Source organism: Roseicitreum antarcticum (assembly GCF_014681765.1).
In the GTDB taxonomy this organism is placed as follows: Bacteria; Pseudomonadota; Alphaproteobacteria; order Rhodobacterales; family Rhodobacteraceae; genus Roseicitreum; species Roseicitreum antarcticum.
Genome location: NZ_CP061498.1, coordinates 2,605,189 through 2,618,851 on the forward strand (window position 1 = coordinate 2,605,189; position 13,663 = coordinate 2,618,851).

Consider the following 13,663-nt stretch of genomic DNA (forward strand, 5'->3'; position numbering starts at 1 on the left):
GCGCGCCCGCGTCATAACGGCGCTGTCACAACGGCGCTTTACGCGGGCATGGCGGCGGAATACCAAGGGGGCATGTTGGATCATCTGGACTGGTACGGGGCAAGGGCGCTGCTGGAATGGCAGATCGAACTCGGCGTGACCGAGGCGATTTGCGATGCGCCGGTGGACCGCTACGCGCTGCCCGAAAAGATGGATTTTGACATGGCCGCAGCGACGGGCACCGCTGCCCCTCCCGCCGCCCCTTCCACCGCCAAGCCAGACCGCGCGATGGCGCAGACCACCGCGCCGGTGGCCCCTGTTGGCCCCGACCCGGTGCGCGTGGCCGCCGAGATGGCGGCGCAGGCGACCGATCTGGACGGGCTGCGCGCGGCGATGGCGGCGTTTGATCTGTGCGAGTTGAAGCGGGGCGCGCGCAATCTGGTCTTTGGCGCGGGCGACCCGCGCGCGCGCGTCATGATCCTGGGCGATGCGCCCGACCGGGATGAGGATATGCAGGGCATGCCCTTCGTGGGCGAACCCGGCGCGCTGCTGGACCGGATGCTTTCTGCCATTGGCATGGCGCGCGACCACGCCGACCCCGGCTGCGCGGTCTACCTGGCGCCGATATTGCCCTGGCGCGTGCCGCACACGCGCGAGGCTGATGCACGCGAGTTGGAAATGATGCTGCCCTTCGTGGCGCGTCATGTCGATCTGATCGCGCCCGATATGGTGGTGCTGATGGGCAACCTGCCGTGTCAGGCGGTGCTGGGTGGCGGCGGCATCTTCCGGCTGCGCGGAAAATGGGGGCAGGCGTTTGGCCGCCCGGTGTTGCCGATGCTGGCCCCCGCCGACCTGTTGCGCGACCCCAGTGCCAAGCGCGCGGCATGGGCCGATCTGTTGTCGTTGCAGGCGCGGCGGCGCGAGGGCGGCGCATGAGCGGGATTGATGCCGTCCTGCCGTTTGTGCCGGTGCGCTTTGCCGTGTTGACGGTGTCGGACACGCGCACCATGGCCGATGACCGGTCGGGCGACATTCTGGCCGACCGGATCGCGGGCGCGGGGCATCTGCTGGCCGAGCGCGCGATTGTGCGCGACGACCGGGCGGTGATTGCCGCGCGCTTGCGCGACTGGTGCGCCGACCCGGGCATTGACGCGGTGTTGACCACCGGCGGCACCGGGCTGACGGGCCGCGATGTGACCGTGGAGGCGCATCGCGATGTCTATGAGAAAGAGATCGAGGCATTCGGGACCGTGTTCACCATCGTCTCGATGCGCAAGATCGGCACATCGGCGGTGCAGTCACGCGCTTGTGCGGGTGTGGCAGGCGGGACCTATCTGTTCGCGCTTCCGGGCTCGCCCGGGGCGTGCAAGGATGCGTGGGATGAGATTCTGGCGCTCCAATTCGACATCCGGCACCGGCCCTGCAATTTTGTCGAGATTTTTCCACGGCTGGACGAACATCTGCGACGGAAGTGACGGCGCGCTGCGTATAAGGGGGGATGATCTTGCGCGGGGCGCGGCCCTCCGTATCGCGTGCCCCGTATCCTGCCCCTTACCGCGCCATGACGGCGCATCCCGTTGTCAGGCCCAGATGCGGCCAGAGGTGAGACCCATATGAGATTTCTGACGCGCAGCCTGCTGGGCCTGTTGTTCATGGCGCTGAGCCTGGGGTTGCTGGCCTATGCGGGCTATACCGTCATGCAGGCGGCAGAGGAGCGCGCGCAGGCGGGCGACCGGCCGCGCACGGCGCGCGAGCGGGTGTTTACCGTGCCGGTGGCGACGCTGACGCCGGGGGCGATCGCGCCCGAACTGGTCACCTTTGGTGAGGTGCGGGCGCGGCGCGCGCTGGATCTGCGCGTCGCCGTTGCCGGCCGGGTGGAATATCTGGCGCCGGGGTTCGAGGACGGCGCGCAGGTTGCGGCGGGGCAGGTGCTGGTGCGGCTGGACCCGGCGGATGCGACGGCGGCGCGGGATCTGACCGCGTCCGATCTGGCGCGGGCGGAAGCCGAATTGCGCGATGCGGTGGCGGCGCGCGAACTGGCGCGTGAAGATGTGGCGGCGGCCCGCGATCAGGCGGCCCTGCGTGAGCGCGCGCTGGTGCGCAGGCAGGATCTGGCTGCGCGCGGGGTCAGCACCGATGCCGCGACCGAAGAGGCAGAGCTTGCGGCATCGTCCGCCCGGCAGTCGCTGGTGGCGCGCCGTCAGGCCGAGGCGCAGGCGGTGGCCCGCGTGGCGCAGGCGGAAACCGCGCTGACGCGGCAACGCATCTCTCTGGACGAGGCCGAGCGGCGGCTGGCCGATACCGTGCTGCGCGCCGGGTTCGACGGCACGCTGGCCGATGTTGCGGTCAGCGCGGGCGGTCTTGTCGGCGGGAATGAGCAGATCGGCCAGTTGATCGACCCCGATGATCTGGAAATCGCGTTCAGAGTCTCGACCGCGCAATATCTGCGGTTGCTGGATACGGAAGGGGCATTGCTGCCCCTTGCGGTGGATGTGTCGCTGGATGTGTCGGGCACGCAGATCGTCAGCGGTGGCGTGCTGGACCGGGTCAGCGCCAGCGTGGGCGAGGGGCAGTCGGGGCGGCTGATCTATGCGCGGATGGATGCCGCGCGGGGGTTCCGGCCGGGCGATTTCGTGCGCGTCGCGGTGCATGAACCGGCGCTGGAGGGCGTGGCGATGCTGCCTGCCACAGCGCTGGGTGCGGGCGACGAGGTGCTGGTGGTGACGGCTGAAGACCGGCTGGAGGCGGCGACGGTCGACGTACTGCGCCGTCAGGGTGACGCGGTGATCGTGCGGGTCGGAAACCTTGCGGGCCGCGATGTGGTGACAGAACGCGGCCCGATGCTGGGCGCGGGGATCGCCGTGCGGGTGCTGCGGCAAGACGGGGCGGGCGGCGATGTGCCGCCTGATGCCGGTCTGGAAGCGGCCGGGTCTTCTGCGGGGGATGCGACGGCGGAGACCGCCGGTGCCGAGGGGTCGGAGGCAGCGCGTGGTGATCGGGCGGGGTCGGATACTGCGCGGCCCACGGGGGCTGCGCGCAATGGCGCGGGGGCTGCTGCCCCTGCCGCGTCGCTGGTCACGCTGGACCCCGCGCATCGCGCGCGGCTGATCGCGCTGGTGGAAGGCAATGCGGCCATTCCCGCGCAGGCGCGCAGCCGCATCCTTGCGCAATTGTCGCAAGATCAGGTGCCCGCGCGGGTGATCGAGCGGGTGGAACAGGGCGGCGGCGGCGCGCCCCGGCAGGGGGGCTGAGGCATGACGCAGGGCAATGACACACCGCAGCATCCGGCAGATGGGGTGCCAAAGGGTGCGGCGGCAGGCGACGCGCCTGACACCGGCCAGGCAGTCGAAAGCGCCACCGCAGCGGGTACTGGGCCGGGGAATACTGGGCCGGGGAATACTGGCGCGGGGGGTGTTACTGGCACCCCCGGCCCCGCCACCGCTGGCCCGGCGCAGCATTTGCGGGTGCGTGCGTTGGGGGTGTTTCGGTACTTTACCCGGCACCGCACGGCGGCGAACCTGCTGTTGGTGCTGATGCTGGCAGCGGGGATCGTGGCGATTCCCAATATGCGGGCGCAGTTCTTTCCCGATGTGGTGGTCGACAGCATCACCACCACGGTCAGCTGGCCCGGTGCCGGGGCGGGGGATGTGGATGCGGGGATCGTGCAGGTTCTGGTCCCGGCGCTGAGCGCGGTGGAGGGGGTGACCGAGACCTCGGCCCGCGCGAGCGAGGGACGCGCCACCATCTCGCTGGAGTTTGAAAGCGGCTGGGACATGGGCCGCGCGGCCACGGATGTTCAGGACGCGATGGACACCGCAGGCACCCTGCCCGAAGGCGCGGAAGACCCCCGCATCCGACGCTCGAACTGGGGCGAGCGGGTGACGAATGTGGTGATAACCGGCCCGGTTTCGGTCGATCAACTGGCGCTCTTTGCCGATGAATTCACCGCGCGGCTCTACGCGGAGGGGGTCACGCGGACCTCGGTCGAGGGTGTTGCCGCACCGGAAATTCGGGTCGAGGTGCCGTCGCGCAATCTGGTGCAATATGATGTCTCCATGGCCGAGATCGCGCAGGTTATCGGCGCGGGCACCTTTGCCGATCCCACGGGCGATCTGGCCAGCGGCACCGCGCGCATCCGCACCGGCACCGACCGGCGCGGGGTTGCGGATATTGCAGCACTTGCGCTGAGGTCGAACCCCGATGGGTCCAGCCTGACGGTGGGCGACGTGGCAAGTGTCAGCGCGGGGGCGGTGGACCGCGACCGCGCCTATTTCGTCGGTGACAGCCCTGCGGTGACGCTGGAGGTGCAACGATCAGAACGCGGCGACGCCATCGACATCCAGAACATCGTGCAGCGCGTGGCCGATGAGATGGTGCTGTCGCTGCCCGAAGGCGTCAGCATCGACCTGACCAGCACCCGGGCCGAGGTGATCTCGGGCCGGCTGAATATCCTTGTCACCAATGCGGTGATGGGGTTGGGGCTGGTGGTCGTGCTGTTGTTCCTGTTCCTCAACACGCGCACTGCCTTTTGGGTGGCGGCGGGCATTCCGGTGGCGATGCTGGCCGCCGTGGCGGCAATGTACCTGATGGGCCTGAGCTTCAACATGATCTCGCTTTTTGCGCTGATCATCACGCTGGGCATCGTGGTGGACGATGCGATTGTCGTGGGGGAACACGCCGATTACCGCTACCGCGAATTGCACGAATCCCCCGCGCAGGCGGCGGAAAACGCCGCCACCCGCATGGCGCAGCCGGTGTTGGCGGCGACGATCACCACCGTCATCGCCTTTGGCGCGCTGACGGTGATCGGCGGACGGTTCGGCACGTTGATTGCGGATATTCCGCTGACGGTGATCGCCGTGCTGCTGGCATCGCTGGTCGAATGCTTCCTGATCCTGCCCAACCATATGCACCATGCGTTGGTCGGCGCGGCAAAGGAGCATTGGTACGACTGGCCGTCGCGGCAGGTGAACCGGGGGTTTCAATGGGTGCGCGACCGCGCGTTCCGGCCCGTGATGGGGCTGGTTGTGCAGATGCGCTATCCGGTGCTGGCGGGGCTGGTCGCGTTGCTGGCGATGCAGGGCGCGCAGATCATTAACGGGAATGTGCCGTTCCGGTTCTTCAATTCGCCCGAGCAAGGGTCGGTGACGGGCAATTTCACCATGGTCCCGGGTGCCACGCGCGAAGATTCCATCGAGATGGTGCGCGAGTTGCAGCGCGCCACGGCTGCACTGGCCGAACGCTACGCGGCCGAGGACGGCACCAACCCGGTGGTTTACGCGATGGCCGAGATCGGCGGCAATTCGGGGCGGCCGCTGGCCTCGGCGGAAAACAAGGGGCCGGATTTATTGGGTGCGATCTCGATCGATCTGGTGGATGCCGATTTCCGGTCGTTTTCGTCTTTCGAGTTCACCAGCGCCTTGCAAGACGAGGTGCGCCCGCATCCCCGGCTGGAAGAGTTCAGTTTCCGCAGTTGGGGGCAGGGGCCGGGGGGCGACAGCCTGTCGGTGGATCTGTCGGGCAGCAATTCAGACACGCTGAAGGCCGCCGCCGAGGCGCTGAAGACCGCGCTGGCGCCGTACCCCGAGATTACCGCGCTGGAAGACAGTCTGCCCTATGACAAGGCGGAACTGGTTCTGGAACTGACGCCGCAGGGGCAGGCGCTGGGCTTTTCCACCGATGCGCTGGCGCGCGACCTGCGCCACCGGCTGTCGGGGATCGAGGCGGCGAGTTTCCCCGACGGGCTGCGCGAGGCTGTGATCCGCGTCGAATTGCCCGAGGCCGAGCAGACCGCCGATTTCCTGGAAACGACGCTGCTGCGCAGCGCGTCGGGGCAGTATCTGCCGCTGGGCGATATCGTGACGGTGCAAGAGCGTCAGGGGTTCTCGACCATCCGGCGGGAAAACGGGCTGCGCATCGTCACCGTGTCGGGCGATCTGTCCGAGGATGATCCCGCCCGCGCGCGCGAGATCTTGCTGTTGCTGGAAGATGAGATCCTGCCGATGCTGCGTGCCGATTTCGGGGTGGAAACCCGGCTGTCGGGGCTGGCCGAGCAAGAGCAGGCATTCCTGTCGGATGCCGCGTATGGCGTGATGCTGTGTCTGCTGGCGATCTATCTGACGCTGGCATGGGTGTTTTCCAGTTGGCTGCGTCCCATGGTGGTGATGGCGGTGATCCCGTTTGGGCTGATCGGGGCGATCTATGGGCATGCGGCCTGGGGAATGGCGCTGTCGCTGTTCTCGATCGTCGGGCTGATCGGCATGGTGGGGATCATCATCAACGATTCCATCGTGCTGGTGACCACGGTGGATGAATATGCGCAGGAGCGCGGGTTGCTGCCGTCCATCGTCGATGCGGCCTGCGACCGGCTGCGCCCGGTGTTGCTGACCACGCTGACGACTGTGCTGGGCCTGTCGCCGCTGTTGTTCGAGGGGTCGAGCCAGGCCGAGTTCCTGAAGCCCACGGTCATCACGCTGGTTTATGGCCTTGGCTTTGGCATGGTGCTGGTGCTGCTGGTCGTGCCCGCGATGCTGGGCGTGGGGCATGACCTTGGGCGGCTGGCGGGGTCGGTGCGCCGGTCGCTGCGGCTGCCGCGCGGGGGGCAGGGTGTTGCGGGCATGGTGCCTTTGGCGCTGGCGGGGGCGCTGCTGGCGCTGTTCGCCGCGACCCTGGGGCATGTGATGGTGACGGGTGCGGTGTGGATTCCCGTGTGGGCAGGCGTTTCGCCCCTGCTGCCGGACATGGCACCGGCGCGCGCGGCGCTGGTGGTCTTCGCGCTGGGCGCAATTGTGCTGACGGCGCTGGCATGGCTGGCGGGTGCGCTGGCGGTCTGGCTGGGTGCGCGGCGTGCGGTGGGCCGGATGCAGGACCGTGTCGCGGGCGGGGCCTGATGCGGCAGGGGCAGGCGGCGCCAAGCTGGTGGCATGGTGAACGCATCGCGGCGGTGATGGCGCATGTGGCGGCCTGCGCGCCGCGCGCCGTGCTGGATCTGGGCTGTGGCGAGGGCGCAATGCTGCGGGCCTTGGCGGCGTTGCGCCCCGCGGTCGCGATTACCGGGGTGGACCAGTCCGGGGCGCTTTTGGAACAGGCGCGGCGCTGGCGCGATGGGCAGGGCGCGGATCTGGCCGGGCGGGTGGCGTTGCGCGAGGGGTCGGTGCTGGACGCGGGCTTGCCGCTGGCGGGCTTTGATTGTGCGGGACTGATCGAGGTGATCGAACACCTTGCGCCGCGTCAGTTGCCCTTGCTGGAGCGCGCGGTTTTCGGAACATTTCGCCCGGCGCGGGTGATCGTCACGACGCCCAATGTGGAATTCAACCACCTGCTGGGCGTGCCGCCCACAAGGTTCCGCCACCCTGACCACAGGTTCGAATGGAACCGCAGGCAGTTTGGCGACTGGGCGGGGGGCGTGGCGGCGCGCAATGGCTATGGCGTGGCGCTGCACGACATCGCGGGCGGGCATCCAGAGTTTGGGGGCGCATCGCAGATGGCTGTGTTCGATGTGGCCTAGAGCGGGGGGCGTGTCCGGCTTTTGCCGCGCGGTTGCGGGCTTTGGGTGTCCTTCTACCGGGGACAAGATCTATGTCGACCGGGCGTTTGCCACAGGGAGGCGCCCCGCGCCCTAAGACGCCCCTTCCTTCACCTTGCGCGCGCGCCACAGGGTGAACAGCCCGGCGCTGACGACAACGGCGGTGCCAAGCGCGACATGGGGTTGCAGCACCTCGCCGAAGACCGTCAGCCCGATGGCGGCGGCGAAGGGGAGTTGCAGGTAGGCGAAGGGTTGCACGGCGCTGGCCTCGGCCAGTTCATAGGCCTTGATCAGCAGCCCGTGTGACAGCACCGAGGTGACGCAGAGCGCCAGCATCCAGCCCCAGTCGGTGATCGCCATCGGCTCCCAGAACCACAGGCCCACGCAGGTCATGGTGACGGCCCCGACCGTGCCGGTCCAGAAGAAGCTGACGGCCGCGCTGTCTTGCCGGGCGACATAGCGCGTCAGCAGGCCATAGAGCGCGAACATGAGGGCCGCCGCCAGCGGGATGAGGGCGGCGGGCTGGAATACCCGCACGCCCGGTTGCAAGATGATGAGCACGCCGATGAAGCCTACGAAGATCGCAAGCCAGCGCCGCCAGCCCACACGCTCACCCAGCACCGGACCTGACAGCGCCGCGATCAGCAGCGGATAGGCCGCAAAGACCGCATGGCTCTCGACAAGGCCAAGGATGACGAAGCCCGTGACCATCACGCAGACCTCTATCGCGAGCAAAAAGCCGCGAAACGCCTGCACGAGGGGTTGGCGCGTGGCGGCGGCGCGTCTTATGCCGCCCGCCTGCCGCGATGCCACGACAATGACGAATGCCGCGAAGAACCAATAGCGGATCATGATGACCATGAAGACGTTGTATTCGCCCGCCAGATGGCGCGACACGCCGTCCGACATGGCGAAGACCATGGTGGTTGCGATCATCAGGAGGATCCCTGCGCGGGTGTTCTGGGCGATCATGGCAGCACTCCGGTCGTCATGTGGCGTTTGCGCCCGTGGCCGGGCTGTCGTGTGACGGTAAAGCCAGCCTGCGCCAGACCCGCGCGGACAAAACCGGCGGCGGTATAGGTGGCAAAGCTGCCCTGCGGTGCGGTGTGGCGGGCGACGTGGTCCATCAGGTCCGGTTGCCAAAGCTCGGGGTTCTTTGCCGGGGAAAAGCCATCGAGGAACCACGCGTCGGCGCGCCCCTCCCACAAGGGCAGGGTCGCGCGGGCATCGCCGAAGATGAGCGTGACCTGAATGTTGTGCAAGGTGAAGTGGTGGCGCGCGCCGGGCATGTCGGCGCAGGCCGCCAGCAGGGGGCCCGCGTCCAGCGCGGGGAAAGCGGCCAGCGCGCGGGCCATGTCGGGGGCGGCCAAGGGGTAGGCCTCGAAACTGGTGAAATGCAGGGTGCCGGGGGTGGCCGCAGCGATTTCGGCCAGCGCCAGCAGGTTCAGCCCGGTGCCAAAGCCCAGTTCGGCGATGTGAAACCCGTCGCGCAGGCGGTGCGGCAGGCCGTTGCCGGTCAGGAAGACATGGCGGGTTTCGGCCAGACCGTCGGCGACCGAGAAATACGGATCGTCAAAGCGCCGCGACACGGGGATGATGGTGTCGCGCCAGTCGATCTCTGCTTGCGGGGTCATCGGGGGGAGTCCTGTGGGGGGCGGGTCCTGTGGAGGGCGGGGGTAGCTTTATGGTGGTCGCGTCGCGGCAACGGGGGCGCGCCGTCGAGGGGCAGTCTGTCGCATCCTTGCGGGCTGGCTGGTTCCCCGGCGGCGAATGCCCTAGACGGGATACCGGAACAGACCATGCAGCGGGGGCAGGGAAATGACAAGCGGTGAGGTGACAATCTGCGGCGCGGGGGTCTTTGGCCTGTCGCTGGCCTATGTTTGCGCGCTGCGCGGCGCACAGGTGCGGGTGCTGGAGCCTTACGCGGTGGGCGCGGGGTCCAGCGGCGGGATCGTTGGCGCGCTGGCCCCGCATGTGCCGGAAAACTGGAATGCCAAGAAGGCGTTTCAGTTTGACAGCCTGCGGATGGCGCAGGGGTTCTGGACAGGCGTGGCGGACGTGTCGGGGGTTGATCCGGGCTATGCGCGGCTGGGCCGGGTGCAGCCACTGGGGCCGGGCGCGGTCGAGGCGGCGCGCGCCCGGGCCGGGGGCGCGCAGGCGCTGTGGGAAGGCTTTGCGGACTGGCACGTGCTGCCGGTGGGCGATGCGCCGGGGCTGGGCGTGGTCAGCCCGTCAGGCATCGTGGTGGTGGACAGCCTGAGCGCGCGGCTGCATCCGCGCCGGGCTGTGGGTGCCCTGGCAGCGGCGGTGCGGGCGCTGGGCGGTGTGGTGGAAGAGGGCGGCATTCCGCCCGGCGCAGCGGCGGCGTGGATGGCCGCGCGGCTGGCGGGCGCGCGCGGGCCGGTCGTCTGGGCCAGCGGCGATGCGGGTCTGCGCGATCTGTCCGCCGATCTGGGCCGTGATATGGGCGGCGGGGTGAAGGGGCAGGCGCTGCTGCTGGATTTCAGCGCGCCCGATTGCCCGCAGGTCTTTGCCGATGGGCTGCACATCATTCCCCATGCCGATGGCACCGTGGCGGTTGGCAGCACGTCGGAACGGGTGTTTGACGACCCCATCAGCACCGACGCGGGGTGCGACGCGCTGCTGGCGCGGGCAGTCGCGGCCTGCCCGGCGCTGGCGGGGGCGCGCGTGCTGGAACGCTGGGCCGGGGTGCGCCCCCGCGCCCGGTCCCGCGCCCCGATGCTGGGCGCATGGCCCGGACGGCCCGGGCATTTTGTGCTGAACGGCGGATTCAAGATCGGCTTTGGCATGGCGCCGAAACTTGCGCATGTGATGGCCGATCTGGTGCTGGGCGTGGACGGCGTGCCCGAAGGGTTCCGGGTTGAGGATAGCATGTGACGGCGGGCCGTGGTGGTGCAGGTGGTGGCCGCGTGCAGCCCTTTCCAGCCCCAAGAAGCCGAGCCGAAAAGAGGGAAAGAGACCTGCCGCGACAACATGGGAAGCGATTGCATACAATTTTCGCCCCATACATGGCTTGCTGCCACGCAGCGCCCATTCCCGACATTCGATAGGCTGGCAGAGAGGATCGCCACGCGTGCAATGCGTACAAGCCTTGCAAATCGGTTTCATACTTCTGAAGCTGTTTTGGTGGCGGTTGCTTGGCCCCCAAGTCTCAGAAGGTATCTGATCCATGCTCGAATTGATCACCTACGATGTGTTCACCGATACGCCATTCCTGGGAAACCCGCTTGCGATCGTGCCGCAGGCGGAAGGTCTCACGACGTCGCAGATGCAGACGATCGCGCGTGAGCTTAATCTCTCCGAGACGATTTTTGTCATGCGACCGGACAATGCAGCGAACAAGGCGAAGGTGCGCATCTTCTTTCCGAAAGCAGAGATACCTTTCGCCGGTCACCCGACCATTGGCTGTGCGATCTACCTTTCGGGATTGGCCGGAACGACGCGCGATTCCACGGTCGAAATGACCCTTGAAGAGAACGCGGGTCCCGTTCCCGTTATCGTCCGAATGACCAATGGCAGAGTGTCGGCTGAATTTACAGCCCCGCTTCTACCGGAGCGAACCTGCCAAATAGACGACATCGCGCTGACTGCGCGAGCCCTCGGGCTTGAACCCGGCGATATCGGCAGCCCGATCTTGAAAGCACCCGAAGTCTGGCAGGCCGGGCCGTCCTACCTTCTGGTTCCTGTTGCGACGCGTGCCGCGCTCGGGCGGGCCAGACCGACAGGAGCTGATTGGGAGAAACTGACCGAACACGCGGGTACGATCAGCGCCTGGCTGTTCGTGGCGGACTCAGATCATCAGTTCCGTGCCAGGATGTTCTCGCCCGCCGGTGGGACGCCAGAGGACCCGGCAACCGGATCAGCCGTCGTAACCTTTGTCGGCCTTCTGGCGCGTCATGGCTACTACAACGCGCGCTTGGACCCACGCATCCAAGTCACACAGGGCGTCGAAATGGGGCGCCGTTCAGAAATTCAGGCGCGCGCCGTGATGCATGACGACGCGCTCGCTGCGGTGCGTATCGGCGGCTCTGCTGTCCAGATATCCACGGGCCGGATAAGAATACCCTGAAGCCAGCGACCGCTTTCGTGAACTGCGTTTCGCGTTTCGCATTTCGCACCCGCAGCGAGAGCAGAGCTTTCGTTGCGGCTTGCCGATATCGCGTCGGTGCAGTCGCGAACCATCCGGCCCGTGCGACCTTCCGCTTCGTCCCGCACATCAGACCTCTGCGATCCCGTGAGACCCTCCCCAGGTTTGGCATCTTCCCAAGCGTTCGCGCCCCGCGCGGGGTTCACGCCGGAGGGCGCGGCCCCCCTGCTGCGCTTTCAGTGTTGTCTGAGCGGGCGGTATAGGGTGTAAAGCGTTGAGAGACGTCTTACCGCGCCGTGGTTGCAAACACGCATGCTGACGGCCAGTTTCGAGGAGGGACAGAATGACTGAACGACCATTTCGGCCCCGCGCGCTGGGGGAAATTGCGATCCGTTGCCGCGATTTTGCAGCAATGCAGGATTTCTATGGCCGCGTGCTGGGCCTTTCGCGCATGAGGCCGGGCGCGCGCGGCGGGTATGGGGACGGGATTGCCTTCTACCATCTGGGGGACAGTTTTGGCGGGCATGTCGCGGTGCTGGCGCTGTTTGCCGACCAGACGCCCAGTGTGTCGATGTCCACGGGCGATGCGGCGGTTCCGGTGCAGGCCGGGCTTCGATCATCGCTGCACCATCTTGCGTTGAGCCTGCCGTGGGATGAGCAGGATGCCGCCGCTGGCTGGCTGGTACAGGAAGGCTATGACGCGCGGTTCCAGGAATTTGCCTGGGCCGGATGGCGGGGCCTGTTCACGCGGGACCCGGACGGCAACACGGTCGAACTGGTCGCCGCATCGCCGGAATGGCACGTCGCGTAGGCTCAGGATGCGCGCGCTCTTTGCGCGCCGTGAAGGCCGACGGTCACTGCGCAGCGCCGCATTCCTGGCGCAGCGGTTTGGCCGGGGCGGTGCCCGGTCGGATATTGCACGTCTGTGGCTGGAATAGAGCGTGTCCGCGCGGTGGTCGAGGCGCGACCGTGCACCGACGACGTCGCTGTGTGGTTGGGGCGTGGTTGGGGCGCGCGTGGGCGGTGCCGCGCGCGCGCCCCAAGACCCGTCACAGGTTGGTGTCGAGGAAGTTCATCAGCGCGGCTTCGGCCTTCGCATTGGCGGCCGGATCCCAGTCGTTCGAGCCTTCGACCGTGAACGAGTGGCGCGCGCCACCGTAGATTTCCGCGCCATGGGTTACGCCTGCGGCCTGCAATTCATCCATCAGCGCGGCCAGATCGCCCATGCCTGATACCGGATCGGCGGAGCCGTGCAGCACCAGCACCGGTGCGGTGGTGTCGGCGTAACCCTGCCCGTCGGGCGTGCCAAGGCCGCCGTGGAAGCTTACGAAACCGTCCAGATCCATGCCCGCGCGTGCGGCCTCCAGCACTGCGGCACCGCCGAAGCAATAGCCGGTGATGACCATGTTCTGCGGAACGCCCTCCATCGCGGCGACGGCGGCGATCGACCCTGCAAGGCGGGTGCGGAATTCGGTGCGGTCGGCATAAAGTGCGCCGGTTTCGCGGCGGTAGTCGTCCATGCCTTCCAGCACGGCATCGGTCCCATAAAGGTCGATGGCAACGCCGACATAGCCCGCTTCGGCCAGCGCATCGGCGCGCGCGATCTCATGGTCGTTGACGCCGTCCCAGTCGTGGACGATCAGCACGGTGCCAAGCGCCTCACCCTCGGGCATGGCGATGTAGCCCTGATAATCGGTGCCGTCGATGGCGTAATCCACCGTGTCGGCCCCCGCCGCCGAGGCCAGCGCGATGGCCACCAATGCGATAGCGGTGCCGCCGGTCAGCGCGGTCAGGGTGGGGGTGTGGGTCGGCTTGGATGCAGTTGCAGTTTTCGCAGGCATGGAAGATTCCCCTTCGTTGTGTACCCCGCATACCATAGCGCGGGGGGCGCAAAAGCAAGTCGCGGTTCCGTGAAGGCGTGGGACAGGCAAGATGCCGCTGGGTTGGGGCGGATCGTGCCGGAGGGCGCCAAGGCGCGACAAACCCACGGCGCACGCTGGGCGCACATCGACGCAACCCGCGCCGGTGTATCGTTTTCGAATGTCGCGCAA

The 13,663-nt window shown here is 67.6% G+C and carries 11 protein-coding genes; 8 read left to right on the forward strand and 3 right to left on the reverse strand.

The genetic code is table 11. The features are described from left to right. The first annotated feature begins 72 nt into the window (after nucleotides 1-72). From H9529_RS12475 to H9529_RS12495, 5 genes are all read left to right on the forward strand, one after another. Nucleotides 73-915, forward strand: a complete 843-nt coding sequence (locus H9529_RS12475; RefSeq protein WP_092885362.1) for a uracil-DNA glycosylase — start codon at nucleotides 73-75, stop codon at nucleotides 913-915. Continuing rightward, nucleotides 912-1,454, forward strand: coding sequence for a molybdenum cofactor biosynthesis protein B (moaB, locus tag H9529_RS12480; RefSeq protein WP_092884722.1), 543 nt, complete (start codon nucleotides 912-914; stop codon nucleotides 1,452-1,454). The genes H9529_RS12475 and moaB overlap by 4 nt, the downstream gene beginning before the upstream one ends. Before the next feature lie 138 nt (nucleotides 1,455-1,592). Then, on the forward strand, nucleotides 1,593-3,230 hold the full coding sequence (locus tag H9529_RS21105) for an efflux RND transporter periplasmic adaptor subunit (RefSeq protein WP_092884724.1): 1,638 nt from the start codon (nucleotides 1,593-1,595) through the stop codon (nucleotides 3,228-3,230). Nucleotides 3,231-3,233: 3 nt separating this feature from the next. Next, nucleotides 3,234-6,869 carry an efflux RND transporter permease subunit gene (locus tag H9529_RS12490; RefSeq protein WP_092884726.1) on the forward strand — a complete coding sequence of 1,212 codons (3,636 nt, stop codon included), beginning with the start codon at nucleotides 3,234-3,236 and terminating at the stop codon, nucleotides 6,867-6,869. Then, nucleotides 6,869-7,486 carry a methyltransferase domain-containing protein gene (locus H9529_RS12495; protein WP_092884728.1) on the forward strand — a complete coding sequence of 206 codons (618 nt, stop codon included), beginning with the start codon at nucleotides 6,869-6,871 and terminating at the stop codon, nucleotides 7,484-7,486. Before H9529_RS12490 ends, H9529_RS12495 begins: the two co-directional genes overlap by 1 nt. Before the next feature lie 111 nt (nucleotides 7,487-7,597). On the opposite strand, the gene H9529_RS12500 is transcribed toward H9529_RS12495, so the two are convergent. Both H9529_RS12500 and mnmD read right to left on the reverse strand, forming a co-directional pair. Then, nucleotides 7,598-8,476, reverse strand: coding sequence for a DMT family transporter (locus tag H9529_RS12500; protein WP_092884730.1), 879 nt, complete (start codon nucleotides 8,474-8,476; stop codon nucleotides 7,598-7,600). Next, nucleotides 8,473-9,138 carry a tRNA (5-methylaminomethyl-2-thiouridine)(34)-methyltransferase MnmD gene (gene mnmD / locus H9529_RS12505; RefSeq protein WP_092884732.1) on the reverse strand — a complete coding sequence of 222 codons (666 nt, stop codon included), beginning with the start codon at nucleotides 9,136-9,138 and terminating at the stop codon, nucleotides 8,473-8,475. The genes H9529_RS12500 and mnmD overlap by 4 nt, the downstream gene beginning before the upstream one ends. A gap of 184 nt (nucleotides 9,139-9,322) precedes the next feature. On the opposite strand from mnmD, the gene H9529_RS12510 reads away from it, so the two are divergent. From H9529_RS12510 to H9529_RS12520, 3 genes are all read left to right on the forward strand, one after another. Further along, nucleotides 9,323-10,402 (forward strand): NAD(P)/FAD-dependent oxidoreductase, encoded by a 1,080-nt coding sequence (locus H9529_RS12510; RefSeq protein WP_092884734.1) that lies wholly within the window; start codon nucleotides 9,323-9,325, stop codon nucleotides 10,400-10,402. Between the two features lie 292 nt (nucleotides 10,403-10,694). Further along, on the forward strand, nucleotides 10,695-11,594 hold the full coding sequence (locus H9529_RS12515; protein ID WP_092884736.1) for a PhzF family phenazine biosynthesis protein: 900 nt from the start codon (nucleotides 10,695-10,697) through the stop codon (nucleotides 11,592-11,594). A gap of 361 nt (nucleotides 11,595-11,955) precedes the next feature. After that, nucleotides 11,956-12,423, forward strand: coding sequence for a VOC family protein (locus H9529_RS12520; RefSeq protein ID WP_092884738.1), 468 nt, complete (start codon nucleotides 11,956-11,958; stop codon nucleotides 12,421-12,423). A gap of 238 nt (nucleotides 12,424-12,661) precedes the next feature. Here the strand turns inward: H9529_RS12520 and H9529_RS12525 are convergent, their stop codons facing one another. Further along, nucleotides 12,662-13,453: a dienelactone hydrolase family protein gene (locus H9529_RS12525; protein WP_092884740.1), complete on the reverse strand. Its 792-nt coding sequence runs from the start codon at nucleotides 13,451-13,453 to the stop codon at nucleotides 12,662-12,664. Nucleotides 13,454-13,663 lie beyond the last annotated feature (210 nt).

What these genes read in the sequence shown, in the direction of transcription:
- H9529_RS12490 (WP_092884726.1), top strand. Translation starts at nt 3,234, where the DNA reads ATGACGCAGGGCAATGACACACCGCAGCATCCGGCAGATGGGGTGCCA.
- H9529_RS12475 (WP_092885362.1), top strand. Translation starts at nt 73, where the DNA reads ATGTTGGATCATCTGGACTGGTACGGGGCAAGGGCGCTGCTGGAATGG.
- H9529_RS12500 (WP_092884730.1), bottom strand. Translation starts at nt 8,476, where the DNA reads ATGATCGCCCAGAACACCCGCGCAGGGATCCTCCTGATGATCGCAACC.
- H9529_RS12495 (WP_092884728.1), top strand. Translation starts at nt 6,869, where the DNA reads ATGCGGCAGGGGCAGGCGGCGCCAAGCTGGTGGCATGGTGAACGCATC.
- moaB (WP_092884722.1), top strand. Translation starts at nt 912, where the DNA reads ATGAGCGGGATTGATGCCGTCCTGCCGTTTGTGCCGGTGCGCTTTGCC.
- H9529_RS12510 (WP_092884734.1), top strand. Translation starts at nt 9,323, where the DNA reads ATGACAAGCGGTGAGGTGACAATCTGCGGCGCGGGGGTCTTTGGCCTG.
- H9529_RS12525 (WP_092884740.1), bottom strand. Translation starts at nt 13,453, where the DNA reads ATGCCTGCGAAAACTGCAACTGCATCCAAGCCGACCCACACCCCCACC.
- H9529_RS21105 (WP_092884724.1), top strand. Translation starts at nt 1,593, where the DNA reads ATGAGATTTCTGACGCGCAGCCTGCTGGGCCTGTTGTTCATGGCGCTG.
- mnmD (WP_092884732.1), bottom strand. Translation starts at nt 9,138, where the DNA reads ATGACCCCGCAAGCAGAGATCGACTGGCGCGACACCATCATCCCCGTG.
- H9529_RS12520 (WP_092884738.1), top strand. Translation starts at nt 11,956, where the DNA reads ATGACTGAACGACCATTTCGGCCCCGCGCGCTGGGGGAAATTGCGATC.
- H9529_RS12515 (WP_092884736.1), top strand. Translation starts at nt 10,695, where the DNA reads ATGCTCGAATTGATCACCTACGATGTGTTCACCGATACGCCATTCCTG.